The following is a 19,628-nucleotide window of genomic DNA, read 5'->3' as shown; positions in this document are numbered from 1 at the left end:
TAAGGATAGAACAGACTGAGTAAAGCGCTTATTTTAGCCGAGGGCTTGCACTTATCGAATGAGAGCGGTATAAATCGCACCCTGTTTTGAATCGAAGTATGGGTCTATGAGCGAACAATTTTGGCAAACAAAAAAACTAGAGCAAATGAGCGATCAAGAGTGGGAAGCGCTTTGTGATGGTTGCGGCAAGTGTTGTCTACATAAACTCATGGATGAAGATACCGATGAAATCTACTACACCAACGTGGCGTGTAGTTGGTTAAATACCAAGACGTGTTCATGTAAAGATTACGCGAATCGTTTTACCTCAGATGAAGATTGCACCAAGTTGACTCGTGAAGACATCGAAGACTTCGAGTGGCTACCGCACACCTGTGCTTACCGTTTATTAGCACGTAATGAACCGTTGCCAGAATGGCACCCATTGATCACCGGTTCCAAAGCCGCTATGCATAAAGCCGGCGCAAGCGTACGCAACAAAGTGGTGTATGAGATTGAAGTGGTTGATTGGCAAAACCATATTCAAAACTTGCCGGATTGGGCAGCGAAAAAAGTATAATGAAGCACTAAGTATTGTGGATTGAACACAAATATTGTTTTTTGCTTGAAAAGGCTTACCTCGGTAAGCCTTTTTTGTATCCATAATATGGCGACTTTTTCCGCAAGAGAGCGGTTTTTATTCTTTAGTCACTGTTCTGTTTTAACAATCCAACTACACTTACGTTTAACCGTAGATTGATACGGTAAGGAAGGGATTCTGCTAGGCTTTTCTGGCTAGCGTTCGTAAGTGAGGTATATATGTCATTCCATTTGAGTAAGAAAATTTTTCTTGCTGTGTTTATTAGTTTCTTCTCTTTCTCGGTATTTGCCGAACAAGCTGTCGAAGAGCCTCAATTCTCTAAAACAGAGTTGGCGATTCGATCAATCAACCAAGATATCGTCGACCTTTCCCATAGTTTAGAGTCAGCCTCAGGGGATGAACGTGATGCCATTCAACTGCAACTATTTCAAAAAAATGAAGAGCTAAGAGCCAAGCTGGCCGCGGCTGTTAGTAGTGGAAGCCTTGATGAGGCTGAGCTTTTAAAGCAAGTTAATATTCAAAAACAGTATGCCAAAGGTGCAACGGCCTATCTGGATAACAAGATAAAGTTAATTAATGAGCAGATTGATAGCGCGAAACCAGAAGATAAACTGGCGCTGCTCAACCACTATCGTGAACTACAACATTACTTAGATTCGGTTTATCAGGCGAGTTGGCAAAATATTTCTTGGCTGAAAAAACTTGGTAAACCCGATCCAAAGTTGGAAGAGTCTCTGCGTGAAGCAACCAGCACTCGCTTGCGTTTGCTCTCAGCATCGGTGGTGTATTTTAACCAGCAACATGAATTTACTACCGCACAGTTGGCAACCAGTCCTGAGTCAGAAAAATCCTCAATTCAACTTAGTCAATTGATTATTAAGCAACGTTTGGATATCGCCACCACAAGTATGCGTGATCTGATTACTATCGGTGATCATCTCGGTATTGAAACTTCTGAATATAAGCGTTTAGCGTTTGAGGTGACGGGTAGCATCACGCACGACTTACTCAATACACAGGTAATTTTGGCGATCATTACCAACTGGTCAAGCAATGCGTTTGATTGGTTGGTCGATAACGCGCCGCAACACCTCTTCCAGTTAATGGTGTTTGCGCTGATTTTGTTGATTGCCAAGGGTCTTGCTGGGGTTGCGCGTAAATTGGTGACTCGCACCGTATCATCGAAAAACTTAAAGATGTCGCAGTTGATGCAGGATTTCTTTGTTTCGATGTCAGGTAAGGCTGTCTGGGTGATCGGTATCATGGTCGGTTTGTCGCAGATTGGGCTTAATCTTGCTCCGATCTTGACCGGTTTTGGTATCGCAGGTGTGATCATTGGTTTTGCTTTGCAAGATACGCTGTCTAACTTCGCTGCTGGTATGATGCTGTTGATTTATCGCCCGTTTGACGTGGGTGATTTTGTTTATGCAGGAGGTGTGGATGGTAAGGTGAGCCACATGAGCTTGGTCAATACCACCATTCGTACCTTTGATAACCAAATCATCATTGTGCCAAACAGTAAGATTTGGGGCGACGTGATTAAAAACGTCACTCATGAACGGATCCGTCGTGTCGATATGGTGTTTGGTATTGGTTATAGCGATGACTTACTGCATGCAGAGTCGGTATTAAATGACATCGTCACTTCACATCCAATGGTGTTGCGATCGCCTGAACCGATGATCAAAGTGCATACTCTCAATACCTCATCCATCGATTTTATTGTTCGTCCTTGGGTAAAAACCGAAGACTATTGGGATGTATATTGGGATGTGACCAAAGAAGTAAAACTGCGTTTTGATCGTGAAGGTCTCTCGATTCCTTTCCCACAACAAGATGTGCATCTGCATATGGTTGAGAAAAAAGACGCATAAGTGGTTAGATAAAAAAAATACGCTCTAAAACACAAAGGTCACAGACCAGATAGAAAAGCGCCCTGACTCAATATCAGTGGCGCTTTTTTATCGGTTGAAATGGACAGCATCGAGGAAACGAAAAAAAGCCCACAGCGTGGGCTTTAAATTAGGCATGGAGAATACCGTTGTTACGCGCTTGGAATGACGTTATTGAAGTCGATTCGAGCTTGTTGTGATAACTCAGAAGCTTGCTGCTTATACTCTTTCGCTTTGGCGATATTATCTAATGCGTGTTGCAGATCATCTTGCAGCTCTTGCGGTAAGTGATGGTCTGCGTAGTTTTCATCCAGACTATGCTCTAAAGCAAAGGCGCGAATGCGTTTACGTACATGCATCAGTTCAGTCATTGCAAGACGCTCAGCTTCTGCCGCTTCTTGTGCAGTATCACGTGCCTTTTCGAAACGAGCTAGTGCCATACCTTCTGAAGACCATGGATCGACATCTGGCAGCTCTTCAATATTAATGGTGGATTCTACGTAGTCTTCTTGATGGCGCAGATCGAGTGTGGTCGCACGCACGGCAGAAACCATCAACATCACCGAAATACCCAATAGCGGTAAACCACCCACGATTGCTGCTGTTTGTAAGGTGCTTAAACCACCCATAAACATCAGTACCGTTGGCAGGAATGAGAGGGTAAATGCCCAGAACATACGGTTCCAACGCATTGGTTCTTCAGTGACATTGTTTTGCACCACCGAAGCTAAGATGTAAGAAATCGAGTCAAAAGTCGTGGCGGTAAAAATAATACACAACACGGTAAAGACAGCGATAACCAGCGTACCCATTGGTAGCATCTCTAGCATAGAGAAGATCGCTTTGGTTGCGCCTTCGCTATTGAGGATACCAACGATATCTAATTCACCGGAAAGTTGTAGCGATAAGCCGTAGTTGCCTAAGATCATAAAGAATAGGAAACAGCCCAATGAACCAAAGAAAATTGAGCCTGCGACCATTTGCTTGATGGTACGTCCGCGTGAGATACGAGCGACAAATAGCCCCATACTTGGTGCAAAAACCAGCCACCATGCCCAGTAGAAGATAGTCCAATCTTGTGGGAAGTGAGTATCTTCAAACGAGCCATAGCCGCCAAATGGTTCAGCCCAAGTCGCCATCACAAAGAAGTTAGACAGCATGCGACCCAGGGAATCGAGCCCGGTTTCCAGCATAAAGATGGTTGGGCCAGCAACCAGCACGAATGCCAATAGCCCCATTGCACCCCAGAAGTTTATATTACTGAGGATCTTAATGCCTTTTTCTAGGCCAGCATAGGAAGAGTAGGCAAAAATAGCGGTACACACTAGCAGTACTAAGACTTGGCTGAAGGTGTTTTTCGGCATGCCGAATAAGTAGTGTAAACCTTCACCAATCAGTGGCGCAGCAAGACCTAAGCTCGTAGCAGCACCACCAAGTAGGCCAAAGATGAATAGGACGTCAACAATCTTACCCCAGGCACCTTTGCTGCGCTCTTCGCCAAGAACGGGCATCAGTGCGCTAGAAACTTTAAGAACAGGTTGTTTACGGACATAGAAGAAGTAAGCAATGGGTAGCGCTGGGATCAAGTAAATTGACCAAGCAATAGGTCCCCAGTGGAAGATTCCGTAAGTGGCAGCCCAACGTACCGCTTCCTCACTGCCCGGTTCCAGTTGGAAAGGCGGTGATTGGTAGTAGTAAGCCCATTCGATGCAGCCCCAGTAAAGGATACTGGCGCCGATACCACCACAAAACAGCATTGCTGCCCAAGACATGGTGGAAAATTCTGGCTTTTCGTCAGCTTCGCCAAGTTTGATCTGCCCCATATCACTAAAGATGACATAGATCATAAAGAATAAGGCACTGATGCCTAAGGCGAGATAGAGGAAGCCGAGTTTATCGGTCATGAAGGTTTTGGCTACCGCGATCCAATCTGCACCTTGTTCAGGGAACAAGATCAGTGGTACAACAATCATGAGTAAGAGTGCAATCGCACCAAAAAAGGTAGGTTTGTCGATCAATGAAAAGTCATTTTTCATAGTTTGCTTTATCCATAAAGGCAATTAAGTAACTATTATGATGGCGATCTCATTTTCATGACAAACAGCAAATTGATTCGTGACGATTAATAAAAAAGAACAAGCCGGCCTGATCTGTGGGATCAGGCAAGCATGAGTAGAAGGCCGCCAACCGTTGCCGCAGCGGAAAGAAATTGCCCCGCAGAATAGGAGTCATCATCTTCTTCTTTGATGGTATCTGGGTGATCCATGCCAAGAGCACCAGCAGCAAAAGATTCGACTTTATCGCCAACTGTTTTCTCTGGAGCACTCTCTTTTTCAATCTCTTTTAATGCCGCTAACAGAGCTTTACCTTCATCGGACAGCGTGACTTTATTTTGTTCTACTTTCAGTGGTGTAGAACTGGTGGTCACATCTGCCGTTTTCGCTTGAGGTTTGACTTGCTGGGTTGGTGTCAGCTTTGCTGGCTCCATGCCTACCGGTGTCATAAATGTCTCCTATCACAGTCCTCAATCATTATATCGACCAAGATGAATAAAACTTGTGGGAAATATTCGTTGGAGCGATAACTTTTTGTGAGCAAAAAACGCGCCAACTTAGCTGTGCCTGTGGTGTAGGCATTTGTGGATATCAATATGTACTGTGGAGCGCTATTTTGGCAAGAGGATTATGTGTAATAGAACCATGTATATGAGAACTATGTATAAGAGAATGATGTTTAAGAATAGCTTATAAGAGAATTCTAAGCCCGACTAGGTCCGATATGAGACCCAGTAAGGCTTAGAAGAGACGTATCCCACTATGATTTTGAGCCGCTTATTGTGAGACTGCTTTACGATAAACACGGATCATAAAGTCCGCTTCACAATCAAAGTGCGGTGCGGTTTTCAGTAACTCGCGCAATTCGTCGCTGGCTTTCCACGCAAACGGTGTCATTTGCAGCAAATCAAAGCCATCACCTTGAGCTAAGTTCATCACATAGTTGAGCTTTTGTTCATGCTCAAGCGTGAAGCCTTCCAATTGCTCTGGTTCTTCGTTGTGCAGGCGAATCTCTTGGTAGATGTGTTCACGCAGTTGGTATAAATGGCGACCGGCAGGTGTCACGGTGATCACGACACCATTGTCGGTTAGGGTGCGAGCCATCTCTTCAGCTTTACATGGTGCATAGATACGCAAGATGCCATTTAAACTGTGATCTGCAAACGGCAGGCGATGGCTCGACGCAACGCTAAATTGACAGTTCGGGTAGCGTTTTGCCGCAAAGCGAATCGCAATTTTAGAAATGTCTAAGCCAAAAACAGCAGCATCGGCTGATTGAGCAGTAAGTGCCGTAGCCACTTCATCGGTGTAGTAACCTTCACCACAACCGATATCAAGCAACTGATGTTCGCTATCCACAAGATACTGTGCGCACAGTTGTGCAACAGCTTGCTTCATCGGTTGGTAGTAGTCTTTTTCTAAGAAACGACGACGCGCTTGCATCATCTCTTTATTGTCGCCTGGATCTTTTGAGCGTTTGTGCTGCACGGGCATCAAATTGACATAACCTTCTTTGGCGAGATCAAAACCGTGGTTGTTAGCACAACGGTAAGTTCGCTCAGCAAAAGCAAGCGGCAGGTGACAGAGAGGACATTGATAAGACATAACGATCTCAACGGATAAAGTTAGGCGGCAGAGTCTAGCAAGAAACCGGCTGCGGCAAAAGCTTGGCAAACTGGATTTTTTTGCCAATAGAACAAAAGAGCCAGCATGATCGCTGGCTCTTGGAAAATAGCACTGTATTGCCTGAGGGCAGGGAGACGTTTAAGCTGAGATGATGGTGCTTAGCTCGTGTGTTTCGTTCGGCTGGAGTGTGATGCCATCGTCAATGGTCGGCGCGTGAATAGTCGATTCAACACAGAACATAGTTTTGTAGCCATCGTTTTCCATATCAGCCATGTCGGTCGCCACTTCAATCCACGGATTCCATAATACCGCCGAGTTATGACCGCTATTGGTAATATGCAAAGTGCGGTCAAGCACCTTATCTTCGACCTTGATGACGGCTTCAGGTTGGGTGTAAACGCGGTCAATACCCGCAGTCAGCTCGAGTGTGTCGCCACCTTGGCACACTTTGTTGTCTTGTAGGCCATCAATGTATTCAGCACCCATACCTGTCGCTTGCATTTGCGTGATTTCGCTGATGTTAAGGTAAGTGTGTAACGCACCTGAGAAGGTCCAAGCGTGATCGTCGATGTTACGTACTTTAAGAGTCACTTTGAGCTCATCGCCCACTTCCATCACTAAACGTAAATCGAATAGGTGAGGCCAAATGCTGAGAGTGTCTTCGCTTGGGAATAATGCCAACTCAACAATCACACCATGCTCATTCTCACGGTGTTCTACTAATTCCCACTCTTTGCTACGCGCAAAACCATGAGCAGGGTTAGCAATACGACCAAACCAAGGCCAGCAGACTGGAATACCGCCACGCAGTGCCTTTTCGCCATCAAAAATTGCCGCTTTGCTCATCCAAATAAGATCTTCTTGACCTGTTGGTTGATAAGACACGACATGACCACCCAGTAGTGAGATACCAGCCACGGCTTTGTCATGCATGACACGCACAATTTTTACTTCGCCATGCTGAACGATAGTGACGTTGTCAGAGAGAACTGCGATTGCAGGCAATTGAGACAAGTTCATAAATGAGTCCTCGAATTTGAAAATTAGATTCTGTTGGCCATTGTGGTGTAAAGCGATGAGAGATGAAAAGCCAATAGGACATAATTTCGATAAAAGTCAGTGTTTTAAATGAAATTTACTACTTTTTAGATACTAAAAAGGCGACTCAAGAGCCGCCTTTTTTCACGATTTTTCTCAAAGAAAAGTTCGCTAATTGCTATCTAAGAAATTACTTAGAGATGTGTGCAATTAGGTCTAGAACTTTGTTTGAGTAACCGATTTCGTTGTCGTACCAAGATACAACTTTAACGAAGTTATCAGTTAGAGCGATACCAGCTTTAGCATCGAATACTGAAGTTTGAACTTCGCCAATGAAGTCTTGAGAAACAACTTGGTCTTCAGTGTAGCCTAGAACGCCTTTTAGTTCGCCTTCTGATGCTGCTTTCATTGCTGCACAGATAGTTTCGTAAGATGCGCCTTTCTCTAGGTTAACAGTTAGGTCAACTACAGAAACGTTAGCAGTTGGTACGCGGAAAGCCATACCAGTTAGTTTGCCGTTTAGCTCAGGAAGAACAACGCCTACTGCTTTAGCAGCACCAGTTGATGATGGGATGATGTTCTGAGAAGCACCACGACCACCGCGCCAGTCTTTAGCTGAAGGACCGTCTACAGTTTTTTGAGTTGCTGTAGTAGCGTGTACAGTTGTCATAAGACCTGAAACGATACCGAAGTTGTCGTTTAGAACTTTAGCGATAGGCGCTAGACAGTTAGTAGTACAAGAAGCGTTAGAAACGATGTCTTGGCCTGCGTAAGTTGAATCGTTTACGCCCATAACGAACATTGGAGTTGCGTCTTTAGATGGACCAGTAAGAACAACTTTCTTCGCGCCAGCTGTGATGTGCTTACGTGCTGTTGCGTCGTCTAGGAATAGACCAGTAGCTTCTGCTACTACGTCAACACCGATTGCATCCCATTTTAGATCTTCAGGGTTGCGCTCTGCAGTTACACGTACAGTTTTACCGTTAACGATTAGGTTACCGTCTACAACTTCAACAGTACCGTTGAAACGGCCGTGAGTTGAGTCGTATTTCAGCATGTATGCCATGTATTCTACGTCGATAAGGTCGTTAATACCTACAACTTCGATGTCGTTGCGCTCTTGCGCTGCACGGAATACGAATCGACCGATACGGCCAAAACCGTTAATACCTACTTTGATAGTCATTATAGCTGCTCCACAACTTAATTTCTGATTAAAGATAACTGGTAGTAAAATTACAGAATCCAGTAAATGTCTGCAAGAGATAATCGGACTTAACTTGTTTAATGTCAAAAAAAAGCGACGCTTTTTTTCACAATTAGTCGCAAATGGTTATCTTTTATACGGATATTTACTTTTTTCAGCTGCCAGTTGACATAAAATGGTCGCATGACTAAATCTTAGCCAGCTGTTGGACTACTCTATCACGGTGAGAAAGTATGTGCTACAAAAGGTCGATAAAGGTAAATTTTTAGCGATAATCTAGGTAAAATTAGATTAGTAAACAAAGGAGTAAGCGAATGAAAAGAGAAATTGAAAAGGTTTCAAAGCCAGATGAATACTGGCGCGATCGCTTGTCTGATGAGGAGTTTCGAGTTTGTCGAGAGCAGGGGACTGAAGCCCCTTTTAGTGGCAAGTTGTTACACAACCGAGAAAGTGGGGTTTATTCCTGTACGTGTTGCCAAGCGCCACTCTTTCAATCGGATAATAAGTTCGACTCAGGGTGTGGTTGGCCAAGTTTTGATGCCCCGATTGACGACCAAGCGATTCGTTATTTACAAGACTTGAGTCACGGAATGGTTCGTTCTGAGATCCGCTGCGCCAGTTGCGATAGCCATTTAGGTCACGTTTTTCCCGATGGTCCACCAACGACGGGTGAACGATTCTGTGTCAATTCTGTGTCGTTAATTTTCAACAATCAACAAAAAAGCGGTGAATAAATCACCGCTGTTTGTTTGAATCTTTCAGGTGGAACGATCAGTTAACTCGTTCCGTTAGCGTCGATCTCACTCATATTGTGCTCACTCATATTGTGGGATCATGCTGGTGGTATATTTGCCATCTTCAATCGCATTGTGCACCTTATCTGCAATATCACTCAGTTGCTGATATTTGTCTTCACTAAAGCCATACATTAACTGTCGATTATTGGCTGAGGCGGTTTTGACATCGAAGTGACTGGCGACGAGTGCCCATATATAAGCCAACTCTTTGCGGTTTTGCTGGAAGTTGATACTGGCCAGTGTTTTGATTGCATCAATATTGGGCTGTGTACCATCCGCTAATTCAAGTGAGCGGTTAAGTAAGTAGAGCGTCTTCTCAGCATCACGACTGGTATAGAAGGTAGCTAACGCATATTGCATTTCGGCACTCTCTAGTGCTTGTGTCCCTTCAAGTTGCAAAAATTGACGCTGTGCCTGTTCATCACCTTCTTGGCTCCAGAGGAAATAGAGCGCTTGAGGCGAGGTTGATTGCTTTAACTCGTTAATTAAGCGAACTTGATCATCCGTGACATTCATCTGTGAGGTAAAGCGTTTTTCTTTGCGGTTATTTTGATCCATCGGCTGAATTTGTGCAGCTAACGTCAAACACTTTTTATAGTCAGCCAAGAAATGATACTCGCGAATTTTGTTGATATCCGAGGGATCTTTCAGCACTTCAAAGCGATGCCAAACTAAGTCTGTGCGTGGTACACGACATTGTCCATCATCCATATTGAGTAGTTCACAGCGGAGTGCAGGGTTTTCTGCACAAAGTTGCTCGGTATTTTTTCGTCCTTCAAAACATCCGCTGAGGAGAAAACCTAAGCCAATGGTGGTTGCCAACTTGAGTCTATTCATAATTTCAATGCTTGTGATCAGATACGCTTATTCTGGGTTCTTGTCTTGACTCATATAGCGAGCCAGTTATGTTTTGCTCATAACGATGATAAGAAGGATAACTCATGGACGCAGAGCAGTTAGTCAATGCCATAACGCCTGATGCTTACCAACGCTTACTTTTTGCCGTTGAGACAGGCAAGTGGCCAGAAGGAACCGTACTTTCTCAACAACAACGTGATTCGTGTATGCAAGCCGTCATGCTCTATCAAGCTAAGCACAATGAGGAAGCTCAGCATATGACGGTTGCTCAGGGAGGCGAAATTAGCTTTAAATCCAAAACGGAGCTGAAAAAGCAATTTCAGAAACAACAATCCGATATTGTTCGTGTTAACCCAAATGACAGTGAATAACGTCAAGTTGTCGATAATAAAAAGGTAGATGCACAATCATCTACCTTTTTTGTTTAATTATCCGCAGCACTTCTTAAATTTTTTACCGCTGCCACAAATGCATGGGTCATTTCGCCCCACTTTGAGACTTTTGATTGGTTGTGACAATCTTTCATCTTGTGGCTCGGCAGCTTGTTCGGCATATTCCCCATCAATGTAGTACCAAAGATCGTTTTCACGTACAAAGCGTGAACGTTCCTCAAGGCAAAACTCGTCGTCTTCTTGTTCAAAATAAGCTTGGAATGTAACAAAACCTTCGTCGCTGTTTTGACCATCTTCGCTGCCGAGTACATCGAGTGAGAGCCAGTTGCTGTTTACTGAGTCTGCGATGGCGTCACGTTGTGCTTCGGCTTCGCAACTTGGGTGATAGGTTGCTACGACAAAATCGACCAAACCTTTTACGTGTGCACTGTAACGAGCACGCATCAGTTGCTCTGGCGTTTTAGCTTGGTGATGATCAAGGTGAACAGGTTGGCAGCACTGTTCGTAATTCGTTGGGTTACCGCAAGGACAATGACTCATACGAGTACCATTAGTTAAGCTGAAATTGGCGCTAGTGTATTGAGCCACTCGCTGAGAGTAAAGCGCTACTGCACTTCAACCAGTTCTGCTGTCCAGCGTATTGATTCTTGATAAGCTTTGGCAACGGCTTGGTCACTGAGTTTGAGTTTAAAACTAATGCTGGCGGCTTTATCCCAATGTGCTTTTTCGTAAGCGCTGACCAACATCAATAGCCCGCCTAACACGCCGCGTTTTTCGATCAGAGCTTGAAAGATCGCATCGTCGATCGGCACATCATTGAGAATGTCTTCTAAAGGGCGATCGAGCAATGAATCGAGCAGTGAAAACATGCCGGTTAAAAACGCATGGCTCTTCTTAGGTGTCTTACTCAACCGCATTTGCTGGCTTAACAGTTGACAGAATTTCGCGCGCTGAATTGACAAGGTATAAAGATGATCCGGTTTACCTTCTTGCGTGGCCGAAAGGGCGACGAGAGAGATAAATTTGCGCAGTCGGTCTTCACCGAGGTAAATCAGTGCTTGTTTGAAGGAGTGGATCTTGTTGCTGACCATGGCCGACGCGTTGACGTAGCGCAGCAATTTGTACGATAAGGTGACGTCTTTGGAAACCAAATGCTCCAACACTTTGAAATCCAGCTGATCTTGAGATATTTCAGTGATCAGTTCAATCACCGTCATAAACGATGGCTCTAAAGCTTTCTTTTGTACCATTTCAGGCTTGGCAAAAAAGTAACCTTGAAAGTAAACAAAGCCCGCCTGTAGTGCTTGTTGGTATTCTTGGTGTGTTTCAATTTTTTCAGCGAGAAATTCGATGTTGTACTTATTCAAGCTATCAATATAGATCTTGGCTTTTTCAATCGGTACGACATGGATATCGAATTTAATGATTGAGATGTAAGGCAGAAACTCGCGCCATTCTTTATTGGGAATAAAGTCATCCAACGCTAGGGTATAGCCTTGTTGATGTAGCGAACGTACTGCCGCCAACAACTCTGGTGTTGGCTGGCAATCTTCAAGGATTTCAATCACCATATTCTCGGCGGAGAACAGGCTAGGTAGCTGCTTGATCAAACTGGCATAGGGAAAATTGATAAAGCCGAGTTTGTCACCCAAGGTTTCACTTTGGGTGGTCAGCATATGATCAGACAATAAACGACTGGTCGCCAGTTCGGGATCGATATTGGGGAAAGTGTTGCTTGGACCATCTCGGAACAATAGCTCGTAACCGATGGTTTGTTTTTCCCGGTTCAATATCGGTTGGCGTGCAAAATAAGAATACTTCAAGAGAGACATCAACCTAATTTCTATTTCAGGGCGATGATAGGGATACCGTGAAGTTTTGCTTTGAACTAGTTCAAACTAACACTCATTGCTGTGCAAAGGGCGCGTTTCTAATGTCAAATTTTCCGTGTCACAGCACAAAATGGAGCCTTGGTCATACCAGTCACCCAGTACAATACGGGTCATCGATTGGTTATTGCTGCTCGTAAAGTGATGGGTATTTGGGCGATGGGTGTGGCCGTGAATCATCAAATCGACACCATGTGCGATCATGACATCTTCCACTTCGCTTTGCGTAACATCCATGATAGTCAGTGATTTTGACTTCTTGGTATCACGTGCGCCTTGCTGAATTTTACCAACGATTTTTCGTTTAAGCGTCATTGGTAAGCGATTGAATACCCATTGCAGCCAAGGTTGATTCACTTTGGCACGAAATGCCAAGTATTGGGTATCTTCGGTACAGAGTGTATCACCGTGTAAGATCACTGCTTTGCGCCCATACAGGTCGATCACCGTTTCATCACCCAGTAACGTAACGCCCGTTTGCTTGGCAAAGCGCTGACCGACAAGAAAGTCACGATTACCTTTGACAAAAAAGCAAGGCACGCCGTGATTGGTGAGCTGTTTGAATTCAGCACGAATTTGCTGAGCAAACTCACTGCGGTCATCATCACCTATCCAAAAATCAAACAGATCACCCAACACATACAGCGCATCAGCATGAATGGCTTCGTTACGCATAAACTGGGTAAAACAGTGATTGATCTCGGTCGTGTTTGGCGAGAGGTGTAGATCGGAGATAAAGAGAGTAGTCATGATACCTGTAGAGCTAAATAAAAAGGGCGCCAAAGCGCCCTTTATTGACGATTATGCTTCGATAGTCGTGCCAGTGATAACCACGTCTTCTAGTGGTACGTCTTGGTGCATTCCGTAAGAGCCAGTGCTCACACCTTTGATTTGGTCTACTACGTCCATGCCTTCAACTACTTCAGCAAATACACAGTAACCCCAACCGTCTAGGCTTTCGCTACGGAAATCTAGGAAAGTGTTGTTGCTCACGTTGATGAAGAACTGAGAGCTTGCTGAATGCGGTTCCATAGTACGAGCCATTGCTAGCGTACCTACTTTGTTGCTTAGGCCGTTGTTAGCTTCGTTTTTGATTGTTGCACGAGTCGCCTTTTCACGTAGGCCAGACTCCATGCCACCACCTTGAATCATGAAACCATCGATAACACGGTGGAATAGTGTGTTGTCGTAAAAACCATCACGGCAGTACTGTAGGAAGTTTGCGCTTGTTTCTGGAGCGTTCTCAGTGTCTAGCTTAACTTTGATGTCACCAAAATTAGTGTGAAGGGTGATCATGATTGTATCCTTAACCGATGTTTTTTGATTTGAGCTGAAGATTCTATCTTAACTTTTCAGACATTAATACGTGAAAAGAAGGGGTTCACACATCAGTATAGGCGCTAATGATGGCTTTTTAACCGTTTGAGGGATTACCTAATCAAGTGTGAATTGATATACTGAACCACTATTTTGTTTCACCCAGATAAAGCATAGAGATCATGTTAAAAATATATAACACACTCACAAGACAGAAAGAGGAATTCAAACCAATCAATGCTGGCAAAATCGGCATGTATGTCTGTGGGGTAACCATTTACGATCTCTGTCATATCGGTCATGGCCGCACGTTCGTTTCATTTGACGTGGTTTCACGCTACTTGCGTTACCTTGGTTACGATTTGACTTTCGTTCGTAATATCACGGATATCGATGACAAGATCATCAAGCGCGCAAATGAAAATGGCGAAAGCTGTGAGTCACTGACTGAGCGTTTAATCGGTGAAATGCACGCAGACTTTGACGCGTTGAATATGAAGCGTCCAGATATTGAGCCGCGTGCAACAGAATTTATTCCAGAAATTATTGCATTGGTTGAGAAACTGATCGAACGCGGTTTTGCTTATGTGGCAAGTAACGGCGACGTGATGTTTGAAGTGAGCAAGTTCGATGAGTACGGCAAACTGTCTAAGCAAGATCTTGATCAACTGCAAGCTGGTGCGCGTGTTGATATCGAATCAGCTAAACGTAGCCCGCTAGACTTCGTGCTATGGAAAATGTCTAAGCCAGGTGAGCCTACATGGGAATCACCATGGGGCGCAGGTCGTCCGGGTTGGCATATCGAATGTTCAGCAATGAATTCGGCGATTCTAGGTAACCATTTCGACATTCACGGTGGTGGCTCTGATCTACAATTCCCACACCACGAAAATGAAATCGCTCAATCGTGCTGCGCGCATAACACCCAGTATGTGAATACTTGGATGCACAGCGGTATGGTGATGGTTGATAAAGAGAAAATGTCTAAATCGCTAGGCAACTTCTTCACTATTCGTGATGTGCTTGGTCATTACGACGCTGAAACCGTGCGTTACTTCTTGATGTCAGGTCACTACCGTAGCCAACTAAACTACAGCGAAGAAAACCTCAATCAAGCACGCGCTTCACTTGAGCGTCTATACACCTCATTACGTGGTCTCGATTTGTCAGTTGAAGCGGCGGGTGGTGATGAGTACCAAACACGCTTTAATGACGCGATGAACGATGACTTCAATACACCAGAAGCTTACTCAGTACTGTTTGATATGGCGCGTGAAATCAACCGTCTTAAAGCAGAAAACATTGAGCAAGCAAGTGCTCTAGGCGTTGTTATGCGCCAAATGGCGGAAGTGATTGGTATTCTCCATCAAGATGCAGAAGCTTTCCTAAAAGGTGATGCGGGTAACGATGATGAAGTGGCTGAAATTGAAGCATTGATCAAGCTACGTAACGACTCACGCGCATCGAAAGATTGGGCTAACGCGGATTTAGCGCGTGATAAGCTTAACGAGATGGGTATTGAGTTGGAAGATGGCGCAGAGGGCACAACCTGGCGTCGTAAATAATATCCACATCAATTAAGTTAGTGGGTGTATAAATAATTTTAAGGGGCTGAGTCGTCAGCCCTTTTTTCTATCCGATTTGTCTATTCTATAGGATATTTTTCGTGGCTCAGATGTACTTCTATTACTCGGCAATGAATGCGGGTAAATCTACGACGCTTCTTCAATCTTCATTTAATTACCAAGAGCGTGGCATGAACCCAGTGATTTTCACTGCGGCATTAGATGATCGTTACGGTATTGGTAAGGTGAGTTCGCGCATTGGTTTGCAGTCAGATGCTTTTTTATTCAAACCAGAAACGGATTTGTTTAAGGCGATTGAAACGCTTAATAGCGAAGAAAAACGTCATTGTATTTTGATTGATGAATGTCAGTTCTTATCGAAAGAGCAGGTATATCAGCTAACGGAAGTGGTCGATAAACTGCATATTCCTGTTTTATGCTACGGCCTTCGTACTGATTTTCTGGGTGAGCTATTTGAAGGTAGTAAGTATCTACTATCGTGGGCAGATAAGCTGGTAGAGCTTAAAACTATTTGTCATTGTGGTCGTAAAGCAAACATGGTGATTCGTACGGATGAGCATGGCAATGCGATTGCTCAAGGTGATCAAGTGGCGATTGGTGGTAATGACCGTTATGTTTCGGTTTGCCGTCAGCACTATAAAGAAGCACTAGGTCAGTAAGATCTTTTCGCACAAAAAACAAAAAACGGAGCCACTGGCTCCGTTTTTTGTTGTATTCGTAAATCTAAAGATTAACGAGCACGGAAGACGATGCGGCCTTTAGATAGGTCGTATGGAGTCATCTCTACAGTTACTTTGTCACCAGTAAGAATACGGATGTAGTTCTTACGCATTTTACCAGAGATGTGAGCAGTAACTACGTGACCGTTTTCTAACTCAACACGGAACATTGTGTTTGGAAGAGTATCAAGGACTGTACCTTGCAACTCAATTACGTCTTCTTTAGCCATTTATTCCTCTTTTTCAAATGGACAATTTCAACCGGCTTAGTCGTACCGATAAAAATGAATTAAGTAAAGTTGGGGCGTATTCTACCCCTGCCAAGTCTGATTTACTAGCCTTTGATGAGGTTGAAAGCGGACTTTGTAATTCATGGCCGAGCATTCATCGATTTGATACCCCAGATAAAGCCACTGTTTTCCTTGGTTACGACAATAATCAATTTGCAGTAATACCCCCAAAGTACCCAGTGAAATTTCGCTGTGTGGGTCAAAAAAAGTATAGAACGCGCTGGCGCTGTTACTGAGAATGTCGGTCACTGCAATGCCAATCAACCGGCCATTATCATAGATGTGTAGATACTGAGTGTTCAGCCAAGTGCAATGAGAGAACTGAGCGAAGCTATCACGATTCGCTGGATACATGCTGCCGTTACGATGACGAACTTCAATGTATCGGTTATAGAGTTCGAACCACTCATTGTCCAGTTCTTCTTTCAATTGATAAGTGATGGTTTTGGCTTTCGCTAAAAGCCGCTTTTGGCTGCGCGATGGTTCAAAATTCGGTACTGAGATACGAATGGGTTGGCAGGCTGAGCATAATTCACAGTGCGGTTTATAAATGGTATCGCCGCTGCGACGAAATCCATTTGCGAGTAAAACTTCGTAGTTCGATGAACTATGCAATGCCGGTTCTAGTGCCACCGCAACGCGCTCCTGTCGATTAGGCAGGTAGCTACATGGGTGGTTATCGGTCAGACCAATACGAATTTGCTGCAAGTCAGAACTCATCTCATATCTCAGCGGGTAAATGAAGCCATTGTGGTTGAAAGCAATGCTCGTCAAGAGCTTGATATCTTAAGGATAGCAGGCTTTGAATAAAGCTTTCGCGTTCTAATTCAAATGCACCTAAAGATTGAGTGTGCTCGTTCAAAACTTGGCAATCAATTAATTGCCCCCCGTGTTGGTAGAAATGGGAGCAGAAATACCACAAGGCAATTTTTGATGCATTGCTCTCGAGGCTAAACATCGATTCGCCACAAAATAGCTGGCCAATAGAAAGGCCATACAAGCCCCCAATTAAACGGTTCTCTTGCCATACTTCGACAGAGTGGCATCGGCCTTGTTGTGCTAATTGCTTATAGGCTCGACGCATATCTTCATTGAGCCAAGTCTCTTCAGCGCTTCTCATTGCCGCGCATTGGTCTATCACTTGCTCTGTCGCATGGTTGATACTGACGCGATATTGATGCTTACGCTGAAATTTTTTTAAACTTTTCGAGGGTTTAAAAATATCAGGCTTGAACACCGCTCGTGGGGAAGGGCTCCACCATAAAATCGGCTCATCCGGGCCATACCATGGAAAGATACCATTGTGGTAAGCTGTTAATAAGCGAGCGGCCGACAGATCACCGCCAAAAGCCAATAAGCCGTTGGGATCATTCAATGCGTCAAATGGCGACGGGAAGCTCAAGTCGTTAGGGTCGAGTTCTGTCAGATAAATAGCCATCAAGAGGTGTTCAGTATGATGAAGAAGTGGGTATGGATATTATTGATTTTTCCTCTGTTTGCCAATGCCGCATATCAAAGGAATGTGGCTCGTCCGGTGAATGAGGTTGTTTTCGGTAAAATAGATTCCGTCCGCTATATCACTCAACAAGAGATTGTCGAGTCAAAAGGTAACGGGTGGGAAACATTGTTAGGTGCCGTGGTCGGCGGGCTGGTCGGTAACCAATTTGGTGGCGGTTCAGGCAAAGAAGTCGCGACGGCTGTGGGGGCGGTCGCTGGGGCGAGTGTGGCGCGTAACCGTGCCAATCAAAGCTACAGCATCGAATATCGTTTGGTGGAATTGCTTATTTTGACCGACGATAAACGGCTGATTAACGTGATTCAAGATGTCGATAGTTCAATGATTTTTCAACGTAACGACCCAGTTAGGATTCTCTACTTCAATGATGGTGTCAGAGTGGATAAAGAGTACTAATTAATTGAACGTGAGCGGCATAAACGGATGATTTTTCCTGCCGTTAAAACGGGATTTACTCTGGTTTTAACGGCGGTTTTTCGTTAGTCTGCCAGTACGAAGAATTTTTCATCACCCTAAGGATGCTGGGTGAGCAAGGAATAGTAGTCTCAAATGGAAAGCCTTACATTACAACCAATCAATAAAGTCGATGGTGAGGTCAACTTACCAGGTTCTAAAAGTGTTTCAAATCGCGCTTTACTGCTGGCGGCTCTTGCGCAAGGAACCACACGTTTAACGAATTTGCTAGATAGCGATGATATTCGCCACATGCTCAATGCGTTAACTTCGTTAGGGGTTAACTATCGTTTATCCGATGATAAAACGGTGTGTGAAGTCGATGGCCTGGGCGGTGCGTTTACAGGGACAGGGGATAATGCAGCCCAAGCGTTAGAGCTTTTCCTAGGCAATGCCGGTACAGCGATGCGTCCACTCGCGGCCGCCCTTTGTTTGGGCTCTGGTGAGTATGTACTGACTGGCGAACCACGCATGAAAGAGCGCCCAATCGGCCACTTAGTCGATGCGTTGCGCCAAGCGGGCGCTGAAATTAGCTATCTTGAGAACGAAAATTACCCACCCATCAAGATTGTTGGCTGCGGTTTAAACGGTGGCAGCGTTGAAATTGATGGTTCAATTTCAAGCCAGTTTCTCACTGCGTTTTTGATGTCAGCACCACTGGCCAAAGACGATGTTGTTATCAACATTGTCGGTGATTTGGTGTCGAAACCTTATATCGATATTACCTTGCATATCATGGCTCAGTTTGGTGTTGAAGTTGAAAACCGCAATTATCAACAATTCGCCATTAAAGCGGGTCAGCAATACGTTTCTCCAGGTGACTTTTTAGTCGAAGGTGATGCTTCTTCTGCGTCATATTTCCTCGCAGCAGCGGCGATCAAAGGGGGGGCGATCAAAGTAACCGGCATTGGTAAAAACAGCATTCAAGGCGATATTCAATTTGCTGACGCGTTAGAAAAAATGGGCGCTGAGATTGAATGGGGTGAGGATTATGTGATTTCACGTGTCGGTAAGCTTACTGCCGTGGATATGGACTTTAACCACATCCCTGATGCGGCGATGACCATTGCAACGACTGCTCTGTTTGCTCAAGGTACGACAGCAATTCGCAATGTCTACAACTGGCGCGTAAAAGAGACCGATCGTCTGGCTGCGATGGCGACAGAACTACGCAAAGTGGGGGCTGTTGTGGAAGAGGGTGAGGATTACATCATTGTTACGCCGCCAGAGGCTCTGACACACGCAGCGATTGATACTTATGATGATCATCGCATGGCGATGTGTTTTTCACTAGTTGCGCTGAGCGACACGCCTGTGACGATTAATGATCCCAAGTGTACCTCGAAGACCTTCCCTGATTATTTCGATAAATTGGCGGGTTTGAGCTGCTAAGCTAAGCGAGAACACTGGATTT

Annotated in this window: 21 protein-coding genes; 8 read left to right on the top strand and 13 right to left on the bottom strand. The window is 44.6% G+C overall.

The genetic code is table 11. The features are described 5' to 3' along the window. The first annotated feature begins 106 nt into the window (after positions 1 to 106). Positions 107 to 559, top strand: a complete 453-nt coding sequence (locus tag RH88_RS22020; protein WP_005600188.1) for a YcgN family cysteine cluster protein — start codon at positions 107 to 109, stop codon at positions 557 to 559. Between the two features lie 239 nt (positions 560 to 798). Then, positions 799 to 2,454: a mechanosensitive ion channel family protein gene (locus tag RH88_RS22015; RefSeq protein WP_005600186.1), complete on the top strand. Its 1,656-nt coding sequence runs from the start codon at positions 799 to 801 to the stop codon at positions 2,452 to 2,454. A gap of 170 nt (positions 2,455 to 2,624) precedes the next feature. Here the strand turns inward: RH88_RS22015 and RH88_RS22010 are convergent, their stop codons facing one another. From RH88_RS22010 to gap, 5 genes are all read right to left on the bottom strand, one after another. Next, entirely contained in the window at positions 2,625 to 4,508 is a 1,884-nt protein-coding gene (locus tag RH88_RS22010; protein WP_005600184.1) for a BCCT family transporter, read from the bottom strand. A gap of 122 nt (positions 4,509 to 4,630) precedes the next feature. Further along, positions 4,631 to 4,975, bottom strand: a complete 345-nt coding sequence (locus RH88_RS22005) for a hypothetical protein (protein WP_005600182.1) — start codon at positions 4,973 to 4,975, stop codon at positions 4,631 to 4,633. A 328-nt stretch (positions 4,976 to 5,303) separates the two neighbouring features. Further along, positions 5,304 to 6,131 carry a 23S rRNA (guanine(745)-N(1))-methyltransferase gene (rlmA, locus tag RH88_RS22000; RefSeq protein WP_005600180.1) on the bottom strand — a complete coding sequence of 276 codons (828 nt, stop codon included), beginning with the start codon at positions 6,129 to 6,131 and terminating at the stop codon, positions 5,304 to 5,306. A gap of 159 nt (positions 6,132 to 6,290) precedes the next feature. Beyond that, positions 6,291 to 7,172 carry a D-hexose-6-phosphate mutarotase gene (locus RH88_RS21995; protein ID WP_005600178.1) on the bottom strand — a complete coding sequence of 294 codons (882 nt, stop codon included), beginning with the start codon at positions 7,170 to 7,172 and terminating at the stop codon, positions 6,291 to 6,293. Between the two features lie 208 nt (positions 7,173 to 7,380). Then, positions 7,381 to 8,376, bottom strand: a complete 996-nt coding sequence (gene gap, locus RH88_RS21990; RefSeq protein WP_005600177.1) for a type I glyceraldehyde-3-phosphate dehydrogenase — start codon at positions 8,374 to 8,376, stop codon at positions 7,381 to 7,383. A gap of 335 nt (positions 8,377 to 8,711) precedes the next feature. Between gap and msrB the strand changes: the two genes are divergently transcribed. Then, positions 8,712 to 9,131, top strand: coding sequence for a peptide-methionine (R)-S-oxide reductase MsrB (gene msrB, locus RH88_RS21985; RefSeq protein ID WP_005600175.1), 420 nt, complete (start codon positions 8,712 to 8,714; stop codon positions 9,129 to 9,131). A gap of 81 nt (positions 9,132 to 9,212) precedes the next feature. On the opposite strand, the gene RH88_RS21980 is transcribed toward msrB, so the two are convergent. Beyond that, complete coding sequence (locus RH88_RS21980) at positions 9,213 to 10,031, bottom strand: DUF2989 domain-containing protein (RefSeq protein ID WP_005600173.1); 819 nt, start codon at positions 10,029 to 10,031, stop codon at positions 9,213 to 9,215. A 104-nt stretch (positions 10,032 to 10,135) separates the two neighbouring features. Between RH88_RS21980 and RH88_RS21975 the strand changes: the two genes are divergently transcribed. Beyond that, a complete protein-coding gene (locus tag RH88_RS21975) occupies positions 10,136 to 10,423 on the top strand; it encodes a YeaC family protein (protein ID WP_005600171.1) in 288 nt (95 codons plus the stop codon). A gap of 57 nt (positions 10,424 to 10,480) precedes the next feature. On the opposite strand, the gene RH88_RS21970 is transcribed toward RH88_RS21975, so the two are convergent. The 4 genes from RH88_RS21970 to RH88_RS21955 form a co-directional block, all read right to left on the bottom strand. Continuing rightward, complete coding sequence (locus tag RH88_RS21970) at positions 10,481 to 10,984, bottom strand: YchJ family protein (RefSeq protein WP_005600170.1); 504 nt, start codon at positions 10,982 to 10,984, stop codon at positions 10,481 to 10,483. A 65-nt stretch (positions 10,985 to 11,049) separates the two neighbouring features. Next, complete coding sequence (locus RH88_RS21965; RefSeq protein WP_005600168.1) at positions 11,050 to 12,267, bottom strand: EAL and HDOD domain-containing protein; 1,218 nt, start codon at positions 12,265 to 12,267, stop codon at positions 11,050 to 11,052. A 75-nt stretch (positions 12,268 to 12,342) separates the two neighbouring features. Further along, the gene (lpxH, locus tag RH88_RS21960; protein WP_005600166.1) at positions 12,343 to 13,083 is read right to left on the bottom strand and encodes a UDP-2,3-diacylglucosamine diphosphatase; all 741 of its coding nucleotides are present in this window, start codon (positions 13,081 to 13,083) and stop codon (positions 12,343 to 12,345) included. A gap of 51 nt (positions 13,084 to 13,134) precedes the next feature. Further along, positions 13,135 to 13,629, bottom strand: a complete 495-nt coding sequence (locus RH88_RS21955; RefSeq protein ID WP_005600165.1) for a peptidylprolyl isomerase — start codon at positions 13,627 to 13,629, stop codon at positions 13,135 to 13,137. A 203-nt stretch (positions 13,630 to 13,832) separates the two neighbouring features. On the opposite strand from RH88_RS21955, the gene cysS reads away from it, so the two are divergent. Both cysS and RH88_RS21945 read left to right on the top strand, forming a co-directional pair. Next, complete coding sequence (cysS, locus tag RH88_RS21950) at positions 13,833 to 15,215, top strand: cysteine--tRNA ligase (protein WP_005600163.1); 1,383 nt, start codon at positions 13,833 to 13,835, stop codon at positions 15,213 to 15,215. A 101-nt stretch (positions 15,216 to 15,316) separates the two neighbouring features. Continuing rightward, entirely contained in the window at positions 15,317 to 15,895 is a 579-nt protein-coding gene (locus RH88_RS21945) for a thymidine kinase (protein ID WP_005600161.1), read from the top strand. A gap of 71 nt (positions 15,896 to 15,966) precedes the next feature. Here RH88_RS21945 and infA read toward each other — a convergent pair whose 3' ends face one another. The 3 genes from infA to aat all read right to left on the bottom strand — a co-directional run bounded on the left by infA (position 15,967) and on the right by aat (position 17,683). Beyond that, a complete protein-coding gene (gene infA, locus RH88_RS21940; RefSeq protein ID WP_005600159.1) occupies positions 15,967 to 16,185 on the bottom strand; it encodes a translation initiation factor IF-1 in 219 nt (72 codons plus the stop codon). 81 nt (positions 16,186 to 16,266) lie between these two features. Continuing rightward, on the bottom strand, positions 16,267 to 16,965 hold the full coding sequence (locus RH88_RS21935) for an arginyltransferase (RefSeq protein ID WP_005600157.1): 699 nt from the start codon (positions 16,963 to 16,965) through the stop codon (positions 16,267 to 16,269). A 1-nt stretch (position 16,966) separates the two neighbouring features. Next, positions 16,967 to 17,683 carry a leucyl/phenylalanyl-tRNA--protein transferase gene (gene aat / locus RH88_RS21930; protein WP_005600155.1) on the bottom strand — a complete coding sequence of 239 codons (717 nt, stop codon included), beginning with the start codon at positions 17,681 to 17,683 and terminating at the stop codon, positions 16,967 to 16,969. 18 nt (positions 17,684 to 17,701) lie between these two features. On the opposite strand from aat, the gene RH88_RS21925 reads away from it, so the two are divergent. Together RH88_RS21925 and aroA are read left to right on the top strand one after the other, a co-directional pair. Beyond that, positions 17,702 to 18,157 (top strand): outer membrane lipoprotein, encoded by a 456-nt coding sequence (locus RH88_RS21925; RefSeq protein ID WP_040758065.1) that lies wholly within the window; start codon positions 17,702 to 17,704, stop codon positions 18,155 to 18,157. Positions 18,158 to 18,310: 153 nt separating this feature from the next. After that, on the top strand, positions 18,311 to 19,606 hold the full coding sequence (gene aroA, locus RH88_RS21920; protein WP_005600151.1) for a 3-phosphoshikimate 1-carboxyvinyltransferase: 1,296 nt from the start codon (positions 18,311 to 18,313) through the stop codon (positions 19,604 to 19,606). Positions 19,607 to 19,628: the final 22 nt, after the last annotated feature.

Source organism: Vibrio scophthalmi LMG 19158 (assembly GCF_000222585.1).
GTDB classification, from domain to species: Bacteria; Pseudomonadota; Gammaproteobacteria; order Enterobacterales; family Vibrionaceae; genus Vibrio; species Vibrio scophthalmi.
Note: the sequence above shows the minus strand (reverse complement) of the source record. Positions and strands in the feature narration are given on the sequence as shown.